The sequence below is a fragment of the Enterobacter sp. BIGb0383 genome (assembly GCF_003751845.1).
Lineage (GTDB): Bacteria > Pseudomonadota > Gammaproteobacteria > Enterobacterales > Enterobacteriaceae > BIGb0383.
The window spans coordinates 985473-1007624 of sequence record NZ_RJKQ01000001.1 but is presented as its reverse complement, the minus strand read 5'-3'; the positions used below and the strand labels follow the sequence as shown (position 1 = coordinate 1007624).

General features: G+C 55.7%; 21 protein-coding genes. 14 read left to right on the top strand and 7 right to left on the bottom strand.

The genetic code is table 11. The features are described from left to right. The first annotated feature begins 176 nt into the window (after positions 1–176). From cheR to cheZ, 4 genes are read left to right on the top strand one after another with little or no spacing between them, the layout of a single operon-like run. Positions 177–1043: a protein-glutamate O-methyltransferase CheR gene (cheR, locus tag EDF81_RS04885; RefSeq protein ID WP_123346769.1), complete on the top strand. Its 867-nt coding sequence runs from the start codon at positions 177–179 to the stop codon at positions 1041–1043. Next, the gene (cheB, locus tag EDF81_RS04880; protein WP_123346767.1) at positions 1040–2089 is read left to right on the top strand and encodes a protein-glutamate methylesterase/protein glutamine deamidase; all 1050 of its coding nucleotides are present in this window, start codon (positions 1040–1042) and stop codon (positions 2087–2089) included. The genes cheR and cheB overlap by 4 nt, the downstream gene beginning before the upstream one ends. Before the next feature lie 16 nt (positions 2090–2105). After that, complete coding sequence (cheY, locus tag EDF81_RS04875; RefSeq protein WP_123346765.1) at positions 2106–2495, top strand: chemotaxis response regulator CheY; 390 nt, start codon at positions 2106–2108, stop codon at positions 2493–2495. 10 nt (positions 2496–2505) lie between these two features. Further along, positions 2506–3150 carry a protein phosphatase CheZ gene (gene cheZ / locus EDF81_RS04870; protein WP_123347677.1) on the top strand — a complete coding sequence of 215 codons (645 nt, stop codon included), beginning with the start codon at positions 2506–2508 and terminating at the stop codon, positions 3148–3150. 42 nt (positions 3151–3192) lie between these two features. On the opposite strand, the gene EDF81_RS24040 is transcribed toward cheZ, so the two are convergent. Continuing rightward, on the bottom strand, positions 3193–3480 hold the full coding sequence (locus EDF81_RS24040) for a hypothetical protein (protein ID WP_184999490.1): 288 nt from the start codon (positions 3478–3480) through the stop codon (positions 3193–3195). A 33-nt stretch (positions 3481–3513) separates the two neighbouring features. On the opposite strand from EDF81_RS24040, the gene EDF81_RS04865 reads away from it, so the two are divergent. From EDF81_RS04865 to EDF81_RS04840, 6 genes are all read left to right on the top strand, one after another. After that, positions 3514–5640, top strand: a complete 2127-nt coding sequence (locus EDF81_RS04865) for a prolyl oligopeptidase family serine peptidase (RefSeq protein ID WP_123346763.1) — start codon at positions 3514–3516, stop codon at positions 5638–5640. A gap of 241 nt (positions 5641–5881) precedes the next feature. Then, complete coding sequence (flhB, locus tag EDF81_RS04860; protein ID WP_123346761.1) at positions 5882–7030, top strand: flagellar biosynthesis protein FlhB; 1149 nt, start codon at positions 5882–5884, stop codon at positions 7028–7030. After that, complete coding sequence (gene flhA, locus EDF81_RS04855) at positions 7023–9101, top strand: flagellar biosynthesis protein FlhA (RefSeq protein ID WP_123346759.1); 2079 nt, start codon at positions 7023–7025, stop codon at positions 9099–9101. The genes flhB and flhA overlap by 8 nt, the downstream gene beginning before the upstream one ends. Next, on the top strand, positions 9101–9499 hold the full coding sequence (locus EDF81_RS04850) for a flagellar protein FlhE (protein WP_123346757.1): 399 nt from the start codon (positions 9101–9103) through the stop codon (positions 9497–9499). Before flhA ends, EDF81_RS04850 begins: the two co-directional genes overlap by 1 nt. A 269-nt stretch (positions 9500–9768) precedes the next feature. Next, positions 9769–11352 (top strand): MFS transporter, encoded by a 1584-nt coding sequence (locus EDF81_RS04845; RefSeq protein ID WP_123346755.1) that lies wholly within the window; start codon positions 9769–9771, stop codon positions 11350–11352. Between the two features lie 4 nt (positions 11353–11356). Continuing rightward, entirely contained in the window at positions 11357–12496 is a 1140-nt protein-coding gene (locus tag EDF81_RS04840; protein ID WP_123346753.1) for a glycoside hydrolase family 105 protein, read from the top strand. Positions 12497–12565: 69 nt separating this feature from the next. On the opposite strand, the gene argS is transcribed toward EDF81_RS04840, so the two are convergent. Beyond that, positions 12566–14299: an arginine--tRNA ligase gene (gene argS, locus EDF81_RS04835; protein WP_123346751.1), complete on the bottom strand. Its 1734-nt coding sequence runs from the start codon at positions 14297–14299 to the stop codon at positions 12566–12568. 236 nt (positions 14300–14535) lie between these two features. Here argS and EDF81_RS04830 point away from each other — a divergent pair, with 236 nt between their 5' ends. Both EDF81_RS04830 and cutC read left to right on the top strand, forming a co-directional pair. Then, the gene (locus tag EDF81_RS04830) at positions 14536–15096 is read left to right on the top strand and encodes a VOC family protein (RefSeq protein ID WP_123346749.1); all 561 of its coding nucleotides are present in this window, start codon (positions 14536–14538) and stop codon (positions 15094–15096) included. 11 nt (positions 15097–15107) lie between these two features. Next, positions 15108–15854, top strand: coding sequence for a copper homeostasis protein CutC (gene cutC / locus EDF81_RS04825; protein WP_123346747.1), 747 nt, complete (start codon positions 15108–15110; stop codon positions 15852–15854). A gap of 225 nt (positions 15855–16079) precedes the next feature. On the opposite strand, the gene cmoB is transcribed toward cutC, so the two are convergent. Genes cmoB through EDF81_RS04800 form a run of 5 tightly spaced genes read right to left on the bottom strand, consistent with a single transcriptional unit; the run spans position 16080 to position 19669 of the window. Further along, on the bottom strand, positions 16080–17051 hold the full coding sequence (gene cmoB, locus EDF81_RS04820; protein WP_123346745.1) for a tRNA 5-methoxyuridine(34)/uridine 5-oxyacetic acid(34) synthase CmoB: 972 nt from the start codon (positions 17049–17051) through the stop codon (positions 16080–16082). After that, a complete protein-coding gene (gene cmoA, locus EDF81_RS04815) occupies positions 17048–17791 on the bottom strand; it encodes a carboxy-S-adenosyl-L-methionine synthase CmoA (RefSeq protein WP_123346743.1) in 744 nt (247 codons plus the stop codon). Before cmoA ends, cmoB begins: the two co-directional genes overlap by 4 nt. 40 nt (positions 17792–17831) lie before the next feature. Next, positions 17832–18227, bottom strand: a complete 396-nt coding sequence (locus EDF81_RS04810; RefSeq protein ID WP_123346741.1) for an MAPEG family protein — start codon at positions 18225–18227, stop codon at positions 17832–17834. 60 nt (positions 18228–18287) lie between these two features. Continuing rightward, a complete protein-coding gene (locus tag EDF81_RS04805; protein ID WP_123346739.1) occupies positions 18288–19106 on the bottom strand; it encodes a DUF72 domain-containing protein in 819 nt (272 codons plus the stop codon). Beyond that, positions 19103–19669 (bottom strand): hydrolase, encoded by a 567-nt coding sequence (locus EDF81_RS04800; protein WP_123346737.1) that lies wholly within the window; start codon positions 19667–19669, stop codon positions 19103–19105. Before EDF81_RS04800 ends, EDF81_RS04805 begins: the two co-directional genes overlap by 4 nt. 265 nt (positions 19670–19934) lie before the next feature. On the opposite strand from EDF81_RS04800, the gene aspS reads away from it, so the two are divergent. After that, positions 19935–21707, top strand: coding sequence for an aspartate--tRNA ligase (gene aspS / locus EDF81_RS04795; protein WP_123346735.1), 1773 nt, complete (start codon positions 19935–19937; stop codon positions 21705–21707). Position 21708: 1 nt separating this feature from the next. Beyond that, a complete protein-coding gene (gene nudB / locus EDF81_RS04790) occupies positions 21709–22152 on the top strand; it encodes a dihydroneopterin triphosphate diphosphatase (protein ID WP_123346733.1) in 444 nt (147 codons plus the stop codon).

Sequence of the window (22152 nt, the reverse complement as noted above, 5' to 3'; positions counted from 1 at the left end):
TCATGTGGCGGATACCCGGTACGAGATTGCGCTAAACTCACAAAAAAATGGGTGATGTCTTTTCATCAGCGTGACTGATGCGATTTAAACTGGATAAAAGCAGTGTTTTACAACAAGAACAGGTATCGCTTGAGGCAGTACCCATTGTCACCTGAATACGTGGTTAAGAAGGCGCTATGACAACATCGCTGCCCAACGGGCAAACGTCATTAATGTTGCAAATGACACAGCGCCTCGCGCTGTCCGACACGCACTTTCGTCGGATATGTCAGTTAATTTACCAGCGTGCGGGCATTGTGCTGGCAGACCATAAACGTGACATGGTGTACAACCGCCTCGTTCGTCGTCTGCGTACGCTCGGACTGGATGATTTCGGTCGCTACCTGAGCATGCTGGAAGCGAACCAGAACAGCGCGGAGTGGCAGGCGTTTATTAACTCCCTGACCACCAACCTGACGGCGTTTTTCCGCGAGGCGCACCATTTTCCGATCCTCGCGGAACACGCACGCAAGAAGAGTGGTGAATACCGGATCTGGAGCGCCGCGGCCTCTACCGGTGAAGAACCTTATTCCCTGGCGATTACCCTGGCTGACACCCTGGGGACCGCGCCCGGCCGCTGGAAAGTCTATGCCAGCGATATCGATACGGAAGTGCTGCAAAAAGCGCGGGCGGGTGTTTATCGTCAGGAAGAGCTGAAGACCTTATCGCCGCAGCAGATGCAGCGCTATTTTATGCGCGGAACGGGCCCACATCAGGGGCTGGTCCGTGTCCGGCAGGAACTGGCAAACCTCGTTGAGTTTGCGCCGCTTAACCTGCTGGACAAGCAATACAATGTGCCGGGGCCGTTCGACGCGATATTTTGTCGTAACGTAATGATTTATTTTGATAAAACGACTCAGCAGGATATCCTGCATCGGTTCGTGCCTCAGCTCAAGCCTGACGGATTATTGTTTGCCGGGCACTCGGAGAACTTCAGTAACCTTGTGCGCGAGTTTAGCCTGCGTGGGCAGACAGTTTATGCGCTGAGTAAGGATAAAGCATGAGTAAAATCAGGGTACTGTCCGTTGATGATTCCGCACTGATGCGTCAAATCATGACGGAAATCATCAATAGTCACAGTGATATGGAAATGGTGGCCACGGCACCCGACCCGCTGGTGGCGCGGGATTTAATTAAAAAATTCAACCCCGACGTACTGACGCTCGATGTTGAAATGCCTCGTATGGACGGGCTTGATTTTCTTGAGAAGCTGATGCGTCTGCGCCCGATGCCGGTGGTGATGGTTTCCTCGCTGACCGGTAAAGGTTCGGAAGTGACGCTGCGCGCGCTGGAGCTGGGGGCGATTGATTTTGTCACCAAACCCCAGCTGGGGATCCGCGAAGGGATGCTGGCGTACAGCGAAATGATCGCGGAAAAAGTCCGCACCGCGTCACGGGCGCGACTGGCCGCGCATAAACCGGTTGCTGCGCCGACCACGCTGAAGGCTGGCCCGCTGCTGAGCTCGGAAAAACTGCTCGCCATCGGCGCGTCGACCGGTGGAACGGAGGCGATTCGCCACGTGCTGCAGCCGCTGCCGCTCTCCAGCCCGGCGATCATGATTACGCAGCACATGCCGCCAGGTTTTACCAAATCCTTTGCCGAGCGTCTGAACAAGCTGTGCCAGATCACGGTAAAAGAAGCGGAAGACGGCGAACGCGTCCTGCCGGGACACGCCTATATTGCACCGGGCGACCGGCATATGGAGCTGGCCCGCAGCGGGGCGAACTATCAGATAAAAATTCACGACGGGGATCCGGTTAACCGGCATCGTCCGTCCGTTGATGTGCTGTTTCATTCGGTGGCGAAACACGCAGGGCGCAACGCCGTGGGGGTTATTCTCACGGGGATGGGCAATGACGGCGCTGCCGGTATGTTAGCGATGCACCAGGCTGGCGCCTGGACGATTGCGCAAAATGAAGCAAGTTGTGTGGTGTTCGGCATGCCGCGTGAAGCTATCAATATGGGTGGCGTTAGCGAAGTGGTCGATCTTAGCCAGGTAAGCCAGCAAATGCTGGCGAAAATCAGTGCCGGACAGGCAATACGTATTTAACGAGGAGTGTAGTTTTATGGCGGATAAAGAGCTCAGGTTTCTGGTTGTGGATGACTTTTCCACCATGCGTCGTATCGTGCGCAACCTGCTGAAAGAGCTGGGTTTCAACAACGTTGAAGAGGCCGAAGACGGCGTAGACGCGTTGAACAAACTGCAGGCCGGCGGCTTTGGCTTTGTTATCTCTGACTGGAACATGCCAAACATGGACGGACTGGAGCTGCTGAAAACTATCCGTGCCGATAGCGCAATGTCATCATTGCCGGTTCTGATGGTTACTGCAGAAGCCAAAAAAGAGAACATCATCGCAGCAGCGCAGGCCGGTGCCAGCGGTTATGTCGTTAAGCCGTTCACTGCGGCAATTCTGGAAGAAAAACTGGGCAAAATCTTCGAGAAGCTCGGCATGTGAGGACCTGACCATAATGACATCTTCAATGAAACCTGCAGAAGAACACTCCGCTGCGGAGATTATCTCCCGCATCGGTAGCCTGACACGTATGCTGCGCGACAGCCTGCGTGAACTGGGACTGGATCAGGCGATTGCCGAAGCGGCAGAAGCGATCCCGGATGCCCGCGATCGTCTGGACTATGTGGTTCAGATGACGGCACAGGCAGCAGAACGCGCCCTGAACAGCGTTGAAGCCTCTCAGCCGCATCAGGATGAGATGGAAAGCGGTGCGAAAGCGCTGACCAAACGCTGGGATGAGTGGTTCGAAAACCCGATTGAACTGACCGACGCTCGTGAGCTGGTCAGCGATACCCGTCAGTATCTGGGTGAAGTCCCTGGGCATACCAGCTTCACTAACGCTCAGCTGCTCGACATCATGATGGCGCAGGATTTCCAGGACCTTACCGGTCAGGTTATCAAGCGCATGATGGATGTGGTTCAGGAGATCGAGCGTCAGCTGCTGATGGTACTGCTGGAGAACATCCCGGATCAGCCGAACCGGCCGAAGCGCGAAAGCGACAGCCTGCTCAATGGTCCGCAGATGGATACCAGCAAAGCCGGCGTAGTGGCAAGCCAGGACCAGGTCGACGACCTGCTGGACAGCCTCGGCTTCTGATGCCAGACCGAAATGCGCTATTTCATTTGAAATAGCGCATTTTTAACTATCTGTAACAAAGCATCGAGATTTGAAATCTATCTGCTGATGATGGAGGTGGGCATTAACTTCCAGATCGGCCACTCCATCCCATTTTTGTAAATCCGAATAGAGCCTGGCTTTGATTAAAGACGCTAAGATTGCGTACGTAAGCTTAAATCCATAGCCATCGTTGAGTATTTGTAGTTTTGTCACCAGTCGGTCGGTTGGGCGCGAAACTGTAAAATGCGACATCTGACTTTTTTGAACTGCGTCTGAGTAAAAATCACTCTCCTGTGAAATGGTTGCCATAGCGATTGCCCATTGATAATTCAGGGAGTTGATATGTTGTCACAGGAGCTGACTTTTGATGATCGCCTGATACGGATAATAAAATGCGTCAGTAAGCTGGTATTTATGGGTACCCTCGCTTTGTCTGGCTGTCTCTTTTTTGCGCATGCTAACGAAAAGAGTTATGGAGACAACATGGACCCTTATCGCTGGATGGAAACCAACCCCCATGAGACCGCACGCTGGTTAAGCAAACGCTCAGGTCAGGCGACGAACATACTTCATGCTCTTCCCTGGAGAAATGTGCTGGCAGAAAGGTTGAGCGAGTTAGCGAATACGGCCCCTACTATTTCTGATATTTATGATGCAGGAGAGAATCGTTTTTATCTGCGCTCAACCACCGAATATCCCTATCTGCGATTGTTTGTGAAACAAAAGAGAAAGCCTGAACGGGTGATAATCGATCCTCCTGTTGGCTATGGGATTAATTTTTTTATCCCATCCCATGATGGTCGCTTCGTGGCGTTTGGACTCTCGAAAAATGGGATGGAAAGCACTGAAATCAGGGTTGTCAGGGTTGCTGATAACGTCGTATTAGACGATCGCATCCCCGCCGTTCGCTACCCTAATGTTGTCTGGGCCGCTGATAATCAGTCATTTTATTACAGTCTCAACGCCACCACTCCGGCCTCAGGCCGACAAACCTGTGGCATGGTCTACCTTCATCATTTAGGGCGCTACAGAGATGTTATGACTTTTGACTGGCGTGCTATTCCAGAACTCGCGCAAAAATCATGTGAAAACGTTAATCTGTACTCATCTCCTGATTCTGAATACCTTATTGTTTACTTTTCAAAATCAATTAGCGGTTATGGTGGGTATATTTTCTCCGCTAAAAAACACGTTGATGATAATAGCAGGCTCAAATGGACGAAACTCGTTGGCGCCGAGGAAAATGTCTCTGCCTTTGTCTATTCCGATAGATGGATTTATCTGGCAAGTTATAATTCTTCATCAGGTTATAATATCTCCCGAGTCGATCTGACTGTACCAACATATCCCCGGGAGACAGTGATGAGTTGGTCGAATGGAGAGCTAACACAGTTAAGTATCAGCCGTGATTCACTCTATGTGGTCTATCATGACACCGGCAACAGCAAATTCATGCGTATCCCGTTATCTGACATAAATAAACGCCAGGCAATACCTGTCCCCTCAGATGAAGAGGTGAGTGCTATATTCGCCAGCATCGATAGTCAGAAAATTCTCTTCACCCGCCAGGGGTGGCTTAAGTCCCCCGTTATTTATCATTATCAGCCTGTGGATAATGTTATCCAAAATACAGGATTAATACCGCCGATAAACCAGCCGCTGGCAGACTATGTGGCGGATGAAAAATGGGTAACCACAACAGAAAATGTTCGTATCCCGCTTACCTTGATTTACCGTAAAGGGATTAAGCGCAATGGTACGACACCCACCTGGTTGACGGCTTATGGTGCTTATGGCGTGAGTACGTTTCCTGTATTCGATCTGTCCCGTCTGCTCTGGCTTGAACAGGGCGGCACTCTTGCTATTGCGCATGTACGCGGAGGCGGTGAGCTGGGGCCAGCATGGCACGAAGGAGGAAGAGCGAATAAGAAAGAAAATTCCATAACAGATTTTATTCAATGTGCTGAATATCTTATCGATAATCACTATACATCTCCGTCAAAACTTGTGATCAGCGGTGAGAGCGCCGGTGGAATTATCATGGGTATGGCTCTGACCCGTCGCCCGGAACTATTTTCTGCTGTAGCGATAGACGTCGGAATGCTTAACACCAGTCGACTGGATAAAATTCCAATAGGGGTGATGAACTATGAAGAGCTCGGCTCACCGTTGACACTGTCAGGCAGGCAGAATTTATTGAAAATAGATGCTTATCAGCATCTGGAGCCTGGGAAACGTTATCCTCCCGTCTTGTTAACGGTAGGCCTGCAGGACCCGCGCGTCCCCCCCTGGCAAACAGCTAAATTTGCCGCCCGGTTACAGGCGATAAACTCGCCGCGAAATGTGCTGGTGTTGGCTTACCGTCAGGGAGGACACAATGCCGCCACCTATGCAGAAGCCGATTCAAAATTCGTCGACACGGTAAGTTTCTTTATCTGGAAAACTGGTCTCCCTTTTCCTGAAAAGTGAAAGCTGCATCATTTGCAGGTTTCCTGTCACTTAACGAACAGACCTGGCATAGCGTTCAGGAGGGTTTCTATCTGAACCGTGGGTAAAGATATGAATGCTCGAGACGCGTCGCAGATTGATGTAACCCAATGTCAAATTAGTTAAAAGCAAAATAAGCGTACAAATCTCACTGTAATCCTTTCATTAGCCAACGCCCTGGCTGGCATGATACGCGTAGATATTTAGACGCGGATTGCTCGCTGTGGCAGAAGACAACGACGATAAAACAGAAGCCCCCACACCCCACAAACTAGATAAGGCGAGGGAAGACGGGCAGATCCCCCGATCGAAAGAGCTGACGTCGTTGCTGTCGCTGCTGGTCGGCGTGAGCGTGATCTGGCTCGGGGGGGCATCGCTGGCGAATCGGCTGGCGGCGCTGTTGTCGGGCGGGCTGCGTTTTGACCACAGCATCGTTAACGATCCGAAAGTTATCCTCGGGCAGATTATTCTGCTGATTAAAGAGGCGCTGTTTGCGCTGCTGCCGCTGATAACCGGCGTGATGATTGTCGCCCTGGTCGCTCCGGTGATGCTGGGCGGACTGATTTTCAGCACGAAATCCCTGGCCTTAAAGCTGGATAAACTGAATCCGCTGCCGGGGATTAAGCGCATGTTCTCGGCGCAAACCGCCGCGGAATTGCTGAAGGCGATCCTTAAAACGGTCCTGCTTGGCAGCGTCGCCGGTTTTTATCTGTGGCATCACTGGCCGGATATGATGCGCCTTATCAGCGAATCGCCCTTTACGGCAATGGGTAACGCCCTCGACATTGTCGGGCTCTGCGCGCTGCTGGTGACCCTGGGAATAATCCCGATGGTCGGTTTCGACGTATTCTGGCAGATCCACAGCCATATCAAAAAATTACGCATGTCTCGGCAGGATATCCGCGACGAGTACAAAAATAATGAAGGCGATCCGCATGTTAAGCAGCGTATTCGCCAGATGCAGCGCGCAGCGGCACGCCGACGGATGATGACGGATGTGCCGACCGCGGACGTTATCGTTACCAACCCGACGCACTACTCGGTCGCGCTGAAATACGACGAAAACAAAATGAGTGCGCCACGGGTGGTGGCAAAAGGGGCCGGTCTTATCGCCCTGCGTATTCGTGAAGTCGGGACCGAAAATCGGGTACCGATTCTTGAAGCACCGCCGCTGGCGCGTGCGCTTTACCGTCATGCTGAAATTGGTCAGCAGATCCCCGGCCAGCTGTACGCAGCGGTGGCCGAGGTGCTGGCCTGGGTATGGCAGCTTAAACGCTGGCGTCTTGCTGGCGGACAGCAACCGAAAAAACCTGACAATCTTCCGGTGCCAGAGGCGCTGGATTTTATGAATGAGAAGGACACCGATGGCTAATCTGGTAGCAATGCTGCGACTGCCCACCAATCTGAAATCGACCCAATGGCAGATCCTTGCCGGGCCGGTGCTGATTTTACTTATTCTGTCGATGATGGTGCTGCCGCTGCCGGCGTTTGTTCTCGACCTGCTTTTTACCTTTAACATCGCGCTCTCCATCATGGTGCTGCTGGTGGCGATGTTCACTCAGCGTACCCTGGATTTCGCCGCGTTCCCGACCATTCTGCTGTTTACCACGCTCTTGCGCCTGGCGCTTAACGTTGCCTCCACCCGTATTATCCTGATGGATGGGCATACGGGCGGTGCGGCAGCAGGTAAGGTGGTTGAAGCCTTCGGTCACTTCCTGGTCGGCGGCAACTTCGCCATCGGTATCGTGGTGTTTATTATCCTCGTTATCATCAACTTTATGGTTATCACCAAGGGTGCCGGGCGTATCGCCGAAGTGGGCGCCCGTTTCGTCCTTGACGGGATGCCGGGTAAACAGATGGCGATTGACGCCGACCTGAACGCCGGATTGATTGGTGAAGAAGAAGCGAAAAAACGCCGCTCTGATGTCACCCAGGAAGCCGACTTCTACGGTTCCATGGACGGTGCGAGTAAGTTCGTTCGCGGCGATGCCATCGCCGGTATCCTTATCATGGTGATTAACATCGTCGGCGGTCTGCTGGTCGGTGTTCTGCAGCACGATATGGATATGGGGAAAGCTGCTGAAGCTTACACCCTGTTAACTATCGGTGACGGCCTGGTCGCACAGATCCCGGCGCTGGTTATCTCCACCGCGGCCGGTGTTATCGTGACCCGCGTGGCGACCGATCAGGACGTGGGCCAGCAGATGGTGACCCAGCTGTTCAGCAACCCGAACGTTATGCTGCTCAGCGCCGGCGTACTGGGCCTGCTGGGTCTGGTACCGGGAATGCCTAACTTCGTCTTCCTGCTGTTTACCGCCATGCTGTTAGGCCTGGCCTGGTGGCTGCGCGGTCGCGAACAGGCCGAGCCCCAGGAAACCGTTCAGCTTAAAATGCCGGAAAACGGCCAGGCGGTTGAAGCCAGCTGGAACGATGTGCAGCTGGAAGACACCCTGGGAATGGAAGTGGGTTACCGCCTGATCCCGATGGTGGATTTCCAGCAGGACGGTGAACTCCTGGGCCGTATTCGCAGTATTCGTAAGAAATTCGCTCAGGATGTCGGCTTCCTGCCGCCGGTGGTGCATATCCGCGACAATATGGATCTGCCGCCTGCGCGCTACCGTATTCTGATGAAAGGGGTCGAAATCGGCAGCGGTGAGGCCTATCCGGGCCGCTGGCTGGCGATTAACCCCGGCACCGCCGCAGGTTCGCTGCCCGGTGAGCCGACGATTGATCCGGCCTTTGGCCTGGCCGCAGTGTGGATTGAAAGCGCCCTCAAAGAGCAGGCGCAAATCCAGGGCTTTACCGTGGTTGAGGCCAGTACCGTTGTGGCGACGCACCTTAACCATCTGATCAGCAAATTCTCTCCGGACCTGTTTGGTCGTCAGGAAGCGCAGCAGCTGCTGGATCGCGTAAGCCAGGAAATGCCGAAGCTCACCGACGATCTGGTCCCCGGCGTCCTGACGCTGACGACCCTGCATAAGGTGTTGCAAAACCTGCTGGATGAGAAAGTGGCTATCCGTGATATGCGGACCATCATCGAAACCCTGGCGGAACATGCGCCGATTCAGCCGGATCCAAACGAGCTGACCGCCGTCGTGCGCGTCGCGCTGGGTCGGGCGATTACCCAGCAGTGGTTCCCGGGTAACGAAGAGGTGCAGGTTATCGGGCTGGATACACCGCTGGAACGTCTGCTGCTGCAGGCCCTGCAGGGCGGTGGTGGCCTTGAGCCGGGTCTGGCGGATCGTCTTCTGGAGCAGACGCAGGAAGCCCTGTCGCGCCAGGAAATGCTTGGCGCACCGCCGGTGCTGCTGGTCAATCATGCCCTGCGTCCGCTGCTTTCACGCTTCCTGCGTCGCAGCCTGTCGCAGCTGGTGGTGCTCTCGAATATGGAGCTCTCGGATAACCGTAATATCCGTATGACCGCCACGATTGGAGGCAAATAATGCGTCGCTGGCTTGCGGGAATCATCGTGCTGATGCCGCTGCTGGTGAATGCGGCAGGTGAGGGTGCCTGGATGGCGAGCAGCGTCGGCGTGATTATGCAAAACCGGGGCGTGGCTGCGTCATCGTCACCCCTGTCACCGCCGCAGCCGGTTAACGGTCTGGTCACGGTGGTGCAGTGGGACTATAAACTGGTTGGCCCGACGCCGGCCAATCTGCTGGTGCGCCTCTGTTCGCAAAGCCAGTGCGTTGAGCTGGATGCCGAAAGCGGTTCAACCCGCGCCTTTTCCGGCATTCCGGCCATCGAGCCGATGCGTTTCGTCTGGGACGTGCCCGGCAGCGGACGGCTCTATCCTCCGCTACAGGTGCTCAGTAACCGGGTTATTGTGAACTATAAATAAGCTATAACTGCCTCTCTTTTCACCAGTCTTCAGTTTTTTTGAAGGCTGGCTCGCAAAATCGCACCCCTCTTTTGATACACAAGAAACGCTGTTTTATAAATCAGTGACGCGCGTGCCACAACTCTTTGCGTTTTTGCCATCAAGGCTAATCCGATGGCAGAAACGAAAAGGTATCCCTTCCCGCATACTTTTACTGTAGCCGTGTAAGTACTCCCTCTGGCGACGCCAGATTGCCGGGGGTCTCCTAAAAAGAAACAGGGTTTACGGCGATGAAAACACGTAAAATAGGATTGGCTAACTACCTTGCCTACGGGTCGGGGGATTTTCTGGGAGCCGGTACCACCGCGCTCACGGCTGCATGGCTTCTGTACTTCTACACCACCTTCTGCGGCCTGTCGCCGATAGAAGCGACCTTTATCTTTGCTGCGGCAAGGGTTCTCGATGCCGTCGTCAGTCCATTAATGGGCTTCCTGACGGATAACTTCGGTACCACCTGGCTTGGCAAGCGTTTTGGCCGCCGAAAATTCTTTATTCTGCTCGGTATTCCCTGCGTATTCAGCTACTCGCTGATGTGGGTCGGAGATATGGGCTTCTGGTATTACCTGCTGACGTATCTGGTGTTTGATATCGTCTACACCATGATTCTGGTGCCGTATGAAACGCTGGTGCCGGAAATGACCGATGACTTTAAGCAGAAAACCAAATTCTCCGGCGCGCGTATCTCTATGGCGCAGATGTCGGCGATTCTGGCTTCCTTCCTGCCGGGCGTCCTGCTGACCCACTTCGGTAAAGAAAACGCCATCTCCTTCTTCTACGCCAGCCTCGTGTTCTCGGTGCTGTGTGCCATTATGCTGACCCTGGTCTGGGTCTTCACCTGGGAACGTCCGCGTTCTGAATGGACCGAAGCGGCCCTGCGTGCGGAAGAGGAGAAAAAGAGTCTGACGCTGACACAGAGCCTCAAGCGCCTTAACGTTGAGCTGACCTCCACGCTACGGATTAAAATCTTCCGTCAGCATCTGGGGATGTACCTCGGGGGCTATATCGCCCAGGACGTGTTCAACGCCGTCTTTACCTACTACGTGGTGTTTGTGCTGATGCAGGAAGCCTCCATGGCCTCTAACCTGCTGGGCACGATGGCTATCTTCCAGTTTATTGCGGTTATCGCCATGATCCCGCTCTGTATCCGCTTCGGACCGGCTCCGTCCTACCGGATGGTGGTGGTACTGTTTGGTCTCAGCGCGCTCTCCTACGGGGCACTGTACTACGCCGGAATGAGCGACATTTATGCGCTGCTGCTGCTGATTTCTGCGATTGCAGGTCTGGGACGCGGTGGGATCAACTACGTGCCGTGGAATACCTACACCTATATCGCCGATGTGGATGAAGTCGTGACCGGCCAGCGCCGCGAAGGGATCTTCGCCGGGATCATGACACTGACCCGCAAGGCTTCTCAGGCTGGTGCGGTGATGCTGGTGGGGATCGTGATGCAGATGTCCGGCTTTGTCTCCGGGGCGAAAACCCAGCCGCCGGAAGTCAGCCACACCATTATGATGATTCTGTGCTTCGGCACCGTGGTGGTGCTGTGCTGCGGTTTCCTCGTCTCCCTGCGCTTTAAGCTCAATCTGCAGACGCACAGCGTCCTGCGCGAAGAGACGGCGAAAATGCGCGAATCGGGTCATGCGATGCCAGAGAGCATTACGCCTGAAGCCCGCGCCACGGTAGAGATGCTGGCGGGGATGCCTTACGAATCCCTGTGGGGCAACAACAATATCGGCTATCTCAACCGTAACAAACCGGCTGCTCCGCCGCTGAAAGATTCCGTTTCACTGAGTTCGACATATAACAGAGGTTAATATTATGAAGGTTTGGCCTGTCAAACACAGCCCGTTACTTCGTCAGCCCGAGCGCTTTATTGCGCGCGACGAGCTAAAGACATTGATCCAGAAAGTGACTCATAACCTGGTCAATATCCACGATAACAGCGGTGAGTTTCTACTGCGACTGGACGACGGGCGGGTCATCGACACCAAAGGCTGGGCCGGCTGGGAATGGACCCACGGTATCGGGCTGTACGGCATGTATCAGTATTATCGCCAGACCGGGGATAACACCATGCGCGACACTATTGATGGCTGGTTCACCGACCGCTTTGCGGAAGGGGCCACCACCAAAAACGTCAATACCATGGCGCCGTTCCTGACCCTGGCGTACCGTTACGAAGAGACCGGTAACCCGGCATACCTGCCGTGGCTGGAAACCTGGGCGGAGTGGGCGATGCATGAGATGCCGCGCACCGAGCATGGCGGTATGCAGCACATCACCCTGGCGGAAGAGAACCACCAGCAGATGTGGGACGATACCCTGATGATGACCGTGCTGCCGCTGGCCAAAATCGGCAAACTGCTTAACCGTCCGGACTATGTGGAAGAGGCGACCTATCAGTTCCTGCTGCACGTGCAGAACCTGATGGACAGGGAAACCGGGCTGTGGTTCCACGGCTGGAACTACGACGGCAAGCATAACTTTGCCCACGCCCGCTGGGCGCGTGGCAACAGTTGGCTGACCATCGTTATCCCGGACTTCCTTGAGCTGGTCGATCTGCCGGAAAACAGCGCCGTGCGTCGCTATCTGGTACAGGTGCTGAACGCGCAGATCGCCGCGCTGGCGACGTGTCAGGATGAGAGCGGACTCTGGCATACGCTGCTGGACGATCCGAACTCCTACCTGGAAGCCTCGGCCACCGCGGGCTTTGCCTACGGGATCCTCAAGGCGTTACGGATGCGCTATGTCGACCCGCAGTATGTGCCGGTGGCGGAAAAGGCGATTAAAGCGGTCGTGCAGAATATTTCGCCGGAGGGCGAACTGCTGCAGGTATCGTTCGGTACCGGGATGGGCAGCGATCTGGAGTTTTACCGTCAGATCCCGCGCACCTCCATGCCCTACGGTCAGGCGATGGCAATGCTGTGTCTGACAGAGTATCTGCGGAAATATTTCTGATAAAAAAAGGGCGGGATAATCCCGCCCTCGTTTCTGACAAGGCCCCGGTGAGTCACCGGGGCCTTGTTATTACATCCGCTCGACGGTTTCGATACCCAGGGTATCCAGACCCATCTTCAGTGTTTTCGCCGTCAGCAGCGCCAGTTTCAGGCGGCTGTTGCGCACCTCTTCGCTTTCGGCGCTGAGGATAGGGCAGTGCTCGTAGAAGCCGGAGAACAGACCGGCCAGTTCGTACAGATAAGCACACATTACATGCGGCGTACCGTCGCGAGCCACTACGGTCAGGGTCTCTTCGAACTGCAGCAGACGGGCGGCCAGCTGCGCTTCACGATCTTCGGTAAGGATCACATTGGCATTGATCAGGGTGCTCTCGTCAATGTCGGCTTTACGGAAGACGGACAGCACGCGGGTATAGGCATACTGCATATAAGGCGCGGTATTGCCCTCGAAGGCCAGCATATTGTCCCAGTCGAAGACGTAGTCCGTGGTGCGGCTTTTCGACAGATCGGCATATTTCACCGCGCCAATGCCCACGGCGTTCGCCAGCTTCTGCAGCTCGTCGGCGGGCATATCCGGGTTCTTCTCCGCCACCAGCACGCGGGCGCGTTCCAGCGCTTCGTCCAGCAGATCGGAGAGCTTCACGGTGCCACCGGCGCGGGTTTTGAACGGCTTACCGTCTTTACCCAGCATCATGCCGAACATATGGTGTTCCAGCTTCATGGCTTCCGGGATATAGCCCGCTTTACGCACGATGGTCCAGGCCTGCATCAGGTGCTGGTGCTGACGGGAGTCGATATAGTAGAGCACACGGTCCGCATGCAGCGTCTCATGACGGTATTTCGCACAGGCAATATCGGTCGTGGTGTACAGATAGCCGCCATCCTTTTTCTGGATGATGACGCCCATCGGCTCGCCTTCTTTGTTTTTGAATTCGTCAAGGAAGACCACGGTCGCGCCTTCGCTCTCTACCGCCAGACCTTTGGCTTTCAGATCGGCAACGATGCCCGGCAGCATCGGGTTATAGAGGCTTTCACCCATGACGTCTTTGCGGGTCAGGGTGACGTTCAGGCGCTCATAGGTCGCCTGGTTCTGGGCCATGGTGATATCGACCAGCTTGCGCCACATCTCGCGGCAGTATTCGTCTCCGCCCTGCAATTTCACGACGTAACCACGCGCGCGTTCGGCAAAGGCTTCGTCTTCGTCGTAGTGTTTTTTGGCTTCGCGGTAGAACACTTCCAGGTCAGCGAGGGCCATTTCACCGGCGTTGTTCTGCTGCTGTTTCTCCAGGTACGCGATCAGCATTCCGAACTGGGTGCCCCAGTCGCCGACGTGGTTAGCGCGGATCAACTTGTGGCCAAGGAGCTCCTGGGTGCGTACCGCTGCGTCGCCGATAATGGTCGAGCGCAGGTGACCTACGTGCATCTCTTTGGCCACGTTAGGGGCGGAGTAGTCGACCACAATGGTCTGCTGTGCGGGCAGTGTAATGCCAAGACGCTCTGATTTAAGCGCTGCGGTGACGTGTTCCGCCAGGAAGGCTGGCTCAAGGAAGATATTAATAAAACCCGGACCGGCGATCTCAATCTTGCTGGCAATGCCGCTGAGGTCAAGATGGGTCAGGACCTGCTCTGCAAGCTGTCGCGGGGCCATGCGCAGTTGTTTCGCCACCGCCATCATGCCGTTGGCCTGATAATCGCCAAACTGTACTTTCGCGGACTGACGAACCTGAGGTTCGCAATCGGCGGGTGCACCCGCCGCAATCATGGCCTGACTGACTTTTGCTGAGAGAAGAGCCTGAATGTTCACCGGAATACCTTACTTTAATGGCGCAGCAGCAAGATAAAGGCTGGTGCGGCGCCAGGGTGTGGATAAATTAAGGCGGGAGTATACTGCATTTGCCCGATGGCGTCAGCACCGGGGCCGCTCTGTGCCGGGTTGCGCTGTTCCACTGGAGAGAAAATAACCCGTCGTGCGCTCAGCGGTTGGTTGCCCGGACGCACCAGGGTAGATTAGCCCCTTCATTGACGAGCAGAGACCGAATCATGACCGACTGGCAGAACATTGACTCACTTCAGGATATTGCGGCGGATCTTCCCCGTTTCAGTGAGGCGTTGCACGCCCTGGTCGAAAGACTGGGGCTGGATATTGCGCCTCTTGACGCCGACCATATCTCCCTGCGCTGTCATCAAAACGCCACCGCCGAGCGCTGGCGTCAGGGTCTGGAGCAGTGCGGCGAACTGCTGTCGGAAAATACGATCAACGGTCGTCCTATCTGCCTGTTTAAATTGCATCAGCCGGTGTGCGTCGCCCACTGGCGGTTTAGCGTGGTCGAACTGCCCTGGCCGGGAGAAAAGCGCTATCCTCATGAAGGCTGGGAGCATATTGAGATCGTGCTGCCTGGCGAGCCGGAAACCCTGAATGCGCGTGCGCTGGCGCTGCTCAGCGATGAAGGACTGAGCCAGCCGGGGATTGCGGTGAAAACCAGCTCCCCACGCGGCGAACGCGAGCGTCTGCCGAACCCGACGCTGGCGGTTACCGACGGCAAGGTTACCCTGAAATTCCACCCCTGGTCGATTGAGGCTATCGTCGCCAGCGAACGTTAAGGAGAAACGCGATGACGCTGCTGGAAATTTGCTGTTATAGCACCGAGAGCGCGCTGACTGCACAGCAGAATGGTGCGGACAGGATTGAACTCTGCGCCGCGCCCAAAGAGGGCGGGCTGACGCCCTCCACCGGGGTACTGCAGGCGACGCGAGAAACGGTCACTATCCCGGTACACCCGATTATACGGCCTCGCGGCGGCGATTTTTTTTACAGCCACAGCGAATTTACCGCCATTCTGGAAGATATTCGTCACGTCAGGGCGCTGGGGTTTCCCGGTCTGGTCACCGGCGTGCTGAATCAGGATGGCGAAGTCGATATGCCGAGGATGCGGCAGATTATGACTGCGGCCGGGGGAATGGCGGTCACTTTTCATCGCGCATTTGATATGTGCGCCGATCCGCAGCAGGCCTTTGATAACCTTGCTGAACTGGGCGTGGCGAGGATATTAACCTCCGGCCAGCAGGCCAGTGCAGAAAAAGGACTGAAATTAATTACGGAACTCACAGCCCGTTCCGGTGTCCCAATCATAATGGCCGGTGCAGGCGTGCGCGCCGCAAACCTGCAGCAGTTTCTTGATGCCGGGGTGAGAGAAGTGCACAGCTCCGCCGGAAAATGGACGCCGTCGCCAATGCGTTATCGCAATACGGGTCTGTCAATGTCGGCCGATGCGGACGCAGATGAATACGCCCGTTACGGTGTGGATGGTGAAGCCGTAGCGGTGATGAAGTCGATGATTGCCCGTCATCAACAGCGTTAGAACCGATTTTTACCGCGCATCATATCGCCCAATATGATGTTCTTGTACCAGGCCCCTGCCAATTAAACAGGGGCCTTTTTTTAGTTTCTCCGTCATCTTTCGAGCTACAACTGCGTTGGCCGCCTCGCTCGAACCGGTCACTTACTGGTGTAAGCTCCCGGTCTCTCACTCGTTGCCGCCTTGCCGTAACTCGAAATATTTAGGATAAACTGCACTGAGCGCGGGTTACGGTTTTTTAGCAATAAGCACCGCGCGCATCGGGGCCGGATAGCCTTCGAGGGTTTTGCTGTGGTCGTTCGGGTCGAGGAAGTCGGGCAGGGATTCGGTGATCATCCAGTCGGTGCCGCGCTGCTCGTCGGTGGAGGTGACGGACACGTCCACAATGCGCACGTCAACAAAGCCGCATTTTTCCAGCCAGTTTTTAAGCGCCGGGGCAGACGGGATAAAGTAGACGTTGCGCATCTGCGCATAACGCTCGCCCGGGACCAGAACGGTGTTTTCGTCGCCTTCCACCACCAGAGTTTCCAGCACCAGTTCGCCTTCGCTGACCAGCTGATCTTTTAACTGCCAGAGATGTTCAAGCGGGGAACGGCGGTGGTAGAGCACGCCCATCGAGAAGACGGTATCAAAGGCCTGCAGCGCCGGAAGCTGCTCGATACCCAGAGGCAGAAGATGTGCACGCTGATCGTTGCCCAGCAGCTTCCGCACGGCTTCAAACTGGCAGAGGAACAGCTGCATCGGGTCGATACCCACCGTAAGCGCAGCGCCAGCGCCAATCATTCGCCACATGTGGTAGCCGCTACCGCAGCCCACATCGAGGATAGTACGCCCGCGTAGATCCGACAGGTGCGGCAGCACGCGATCCCACTTCCAGTCAGAGCGCCATTCCGTGTCGATATTTACGTCGTAAAGGGAGAAGGGCCCTTTACGCCACGGCATCAGATTGCGGAGCAGCGTCTCGATACGGCGGATCTGACCGTCGCCCAGCGGGGTTTCGCTTTGCGCAATCACCCCGTTAAGCAGATCCAGATGATGCGGGGTCATCTCCGGCATAAATTCAACGGCGTTGGACCACTGCTTAAACTTACCGTGCTGATTTTCACGCTGCCAGGTGCCGAGCTGTGCCGGCAGGGTTTCCAGCCAGTGGGCCAGCGGGCTTTTGGCGATCAGCTGATAGAAGCTGGCGAACTCAATCATTCTGCGGCTCCTTCTTTCAGCGCGATCAGGGAACCAAAGTTAAAGCACTGGAACCAGAGTTCGCTATGGGCAAACCCGGCCTGACGCAGACGGGCTTTATGGGTCTCGACGGAATCGGTACGCATCACGTTTTCCAGCATACTGCGCTTCTGGCTGATCTCCAGCTCGCTGTAGCCGTTAGCGCGTTTAAAATCATGATGCATATTGAACAGCAGCTCACCGACCTGGGCATCTTCAAAGCTGAACTTTTCTGACAGTACCAGCGCACCGCCAGGATTCAGTCCCTGATAAATTTTATCCAGCAGCAGCTGGCGCTCGACCGGCTCCAGGAACTGCAGGGTAAAATTGAGCACCACCATAGAGGCATTTTCAATATTGATATCGCGAATATCGCCTTCCACAACCTCAACCGGCGTGGGCGCTTTGTAAGCGTCAATATGGCGACGGCAGCGTTCGACCATCGCCGGAGAGTTATCGACCGCGATGATATTGCAGCCTTCGTGGGCGATATTGCGGCGCACGGAGAGGGTGGCCGCGCCCAGAGAGCAGCCGAGATCGTAGACGCGCGTTCCGGGCTGCACAAAGCGCCCGGCCAGCATGCCGATCATTGAGATAATATTGGAGTAGCCCGGCACCGAGCGCTGGATCATATCCGGGAAGACTTCGGCTACCCGTTCATCAAAGGTCCAGTCGCCCAGGCTGGCAATAGGCGCAGCAAAAAGCGTGTCGCGGTCTGACATAACAAAAAAATCCGGGAAAAATAAAGTGGCGTATTGTGCGCTAACGCACGGAGAAAACCAACTCCCAGGGCATATACCACAGATTAGCCACTGCCATCAGCACCAGCGAACACCAGGTCGCGCTCATCCCGCTGCGACGCCAGCGGAAAAGACGGTGGTGAAGGCCATAGTAGTGCATCAGACGCCCGGCAATCAGCAGGATCCCACAAACGTGTACCATCCAGGTTTCCGCGCCGTTCATCTCCATAAACAGCAGCAGGATTAAGCCGATGGGAATATATTCCACCGCATTGCCGTGAATGCGAATCACGTTCTGGAGTTCGCTGAAACCGCCATCGCCATAGGCAACCCGGTACTGCATCCGCATACGTACAACGTCAAAAGAAAACTTGAGTAATAACAACGCACCCAAAACAGCGTATAGCGCGCTAACCATACTAACTCCCTGATCCCTGATGGACTGCCCGACGGCAACTACTATGATAGCTCGCCTCGATCAGAAAAGAGAAGACTGTTGTGGGATTGCGGGTAAGTTTCCAACTGACGGGAGCGCCTGTTGCAGCGCAGGCCACAGGCTGGCGACCAGCTCCGGGGCCTGGGCGATATCCGGGGTGTGTAAAAACAGCCAGGGCGTGGCGTGTTGCTCCCAGCGTGGCAGGGTATTTAGCCAGACGTTAAACAGCTCAAGGTTCTGCTGCATATTATCGCTGCCGATAAAGCGCACCATCGGAGCGCTGGCGGTAACCACCGCATGAACCGGCAGCTTTGGCTTTTTCCGCTGGGCTTCCATGATCGCCTCACTGTGCGGCACCGCGCCGTGCACGGGCCGACTGTCGAGGATGGTGCGGTTGACGCCCCGGGCGTGTAGCCCCTGATTGAGCTGCTTTTCCTCTTCACCTTTGGCAAAGAAGGCGGGATGGCGAACTTCAACCCCGTAGGTAAAGGCTTTCGGCAGCGCGTCGAGGAACTGCCACAGGGTGGGAAGGTCACGCGGACCGAAGCGGGCTGGAAGCTGAAGCCAGTACTGGCCTATCCGGTCATCCAGAGGCGACAGACGGTCAAAAAATTCCGCCGTCAGATCGCCACAGTTGCGCAGGGCCGCCTGATGGGAAATGGTCGCCGGGAATTTAAAGCAGAAACGGAAATCATCTCCGGTTTGCTGACGCCAGCGGTCGACCACCTCAGGTTTCGGCAGCGCGTAGAGCGTCGTATTGCCCTCCACGCAGTTAAAGTGGCGGGCATACTCTTCCAGACCGGTGATGCCAAGGCGCACCCATTTCGGGTGCGACCATTGGGGTAAGCCCACGTAGATCATAGCGCGGCGAGGATCTCGTCGGTGGTGCGAACCCGGCCAATACGCGGGAAGATATGGGTCATGCTGCCCTGATGTTGCTCCGCGTCGGCGGCGCTGCAGGCGTCTTCGGCCACAATCAGATTAAAGCCCAGTTCCCAGGCGTTACGACCGGTGGATTCGACGCCGATATTGGTCGAAATCCCGCAAAGCAGAATGGTCTCGATGCCACGGCGACGCAGCTGCAGCTCCAGATCGGTGCCGTAGAACGCGCCCCACTGACGTTTGGTGATCTCGATATCGCTCTCTTTTTTGCCGAGCTTCTCCGCCCAGGTCCACCAGTTGTCCGGCAGAGAATGTCCGCCCATTGCCGCATCAACCGGCTGTTTCAGGGCTTCGGCAAAATCAGCCGACCAGCCAACGCGTACCAGAAATACCGGCGAACCGGCTTCGCGACACTTTTCCGCCAGGCGTGCGGCCTGGCTGACCACGGCATCCGCGCTATAAGGCCCACCGGCGAATGGCAGAATACCTTCCTGTAGATCGATCACCACCAGCGCGGTTTTGGCTGCGTTTAACTCCAGCATGTAGACTCCTGTTAAATGAACGGCTAAACCCGTACCTTACGCGGTAAACCGCCCGGAAGGGTTTACACTTTTTGTTAATTTTTGTGAGAATGCGCAAGAAGCGTGCAGGTAATGCGCTTCTTGCCGCAGCGCTCTTATCCTGTGGCCGAATTTTCAGTATAATAGCCGCCTTTTTTCATCCAGTTGTGACATTCAGCTAAAGCTGCGACAGTATTGCCTGCAAGGCGGGCGACAATCGGCCTGCGGCTAAGTTAAGGGATATCTCATGCGTACAGAATATTGCGGACAGCTTCGACAGTCCCACGTGGGCCAGCAGGTGACGTTGTGTGGTTGGGTCAACCGTCGCCGCGATCTCGGCAGCCTTATTTTTATTGATATGCGCGATCGCGAGGGCATCGTTCAGGTGTTCTTCGACCCGGATCGTGCGGATGCGCTGAAACTGGCTTCCGAACTGCGCAATGAGTTCTGCATTCAGGTCACCGGCACCGTGCGTGCCCGTGACGAAAAAAACGTTAACGCCGACATGGCGACCGGTGCGATTGAAGTGCTGGCATCTGACCTGAACATCATTAACCGTTCAGATGCGCTGCCGCTTGACTCCAATCACGTCAACACCGAAGAAGCGCGTCTCAAGTACCGCTACCTTGACCTGCGTCGTCCGGAAATGGCCCAGCGCCTGAAAACCCGTGCGAAGATCACCAGCTTCGTGCGCCGCTTTATGGATGACCATAACTTCCTCGACATCGAAACGCCGATGCTGACCAAAGCGACCCCGGAAGGGGCGCGTGACTATCTGGTCCCGAGCCGCGTTCATAAAGGCAAATTCTACGCGCTGCCGCAGTCCCCACAGCTGTTCAAACAGCTGCTGATGATGTCCGGCTTCGACCGCTACTATCAGATCGTAAAATGCTTCCGTGACGAAGACCTGCGCGCTGACCGTCAGCCTGAATTTACCCAAATCGACGTGGAAACCTCCTTTATGACCGCACCGCAGGTGCGTGAAATCATGGAAGCGATGGTTCGCCAGCTGTGGCTGGAGATCAAAGGCGTGGATCTGGGCGACTTCCCGATCATGACCTTTGCTGAAGCCGAACGTCGTTACGGCTCCGATAAACCAGATCTGCGTAACCCGATGGAGCTGGTGGACGTCGCTGACCTGCTGAAAGACGTTGAGTTTGCCGTCTTCTCCGGCCCGGCCAACGATGCCAAAGGCCGCGTTGCCGTGCTGCGCGTTCCGGGTGGTGCCACCCTGAGCCGTAAACAGATTGACGAGTACGGCAAATTTATCGAGATCTACGGCGCGAAAGGCCTGGCGTACATTAGAGTCAACGAGCGTGCGAAAGGTCTTGAAGGTATCACCAGTCCGGTGGCGAAATTCCTGAATGCTGAAATCGTGGAAGCGATCCTTGAGCGTTCCGGTGCGCAGGACGGCGATATGGTCTTCTTCGGCGCGGGCAGCAAGAAAGTGGTTGCCGATGCGCTGGGCGCGCTGCGTCTGAAGCTGGGTAAAGACCTGGCGCTGACCGATGAAACCAAATGGGCGCCGCTGTGGGTTATCGACTTCCCGATGTTCGAGGAAAACGGCGAAGGCGGCCTGAGCGCAATGCACCATCCGTTCACCGCGCCGAGCGACATGACCGCCGACGAGCTGAAAGCCGCGCCGGAAACGGCCATTGCTAACGCCTACGACATGGTTATTAACGGCTACGAAGTGGGCGGCGGTTCGGTGCGTATTCACCGCAGCGAAATGCAGCAGACCGTCTTCGGTATCCTCGGTATTAACGAGCAGGAACAGCGCGAGAAGTTTGGCTTCCTGCTGGACGCGCTGAAATACGGTACGCCGCCGCACGCGGGCCTGGCCTTTGGTCTGGATCGCCTGACCATGCTGCTGACCGGCACCGACAATATTCGTGACGTTATTGCCTTCCCGAAAACCACCGCGGCTGCCTGTCTGATGACCGAAGCGCCGAGCTTCGCCAATCCGACCTCGCTGAGCGAGCTGGGTATCGAAGTGGTGAAAAAGGCTGAGAACAACTGATATGGCGTTTAAGCAACCCGTCTCGGTACTGGTCGTGATCTACGCGCAGGACACGAAACGGGTGCTGATGCTGCAGCGACGTGACGATCCTGATTTCTGGCAGTCGGTAACCGGCAGCCTGGAAGAGGGGGAAAGCGCGTCGCAGACTGCCGTGCGCGAAGTAAAGGAAGAGGTCGATATCGACGTTGCCGGCGAGCAACTGACCTTAATCGACTGTCAGCGCACGATAGAGTTTGAGATCTTTACTCATTTGCGTCATCGCTATGCGCCGGGTATTGAGCGCAATACGGAATCCTGGTTCTGTCTTGCGCTGCCCCACGAACGTCCGATTCTGATCAGCGAACATCTGGCCTGGCAATGGCTGGATGCGACCGCAGCCGCGGCGTTAACCAAATCGTGGAGCAACCGGCAGGCGATTGAAGAATTTGTAATTAACGCCGCCTGA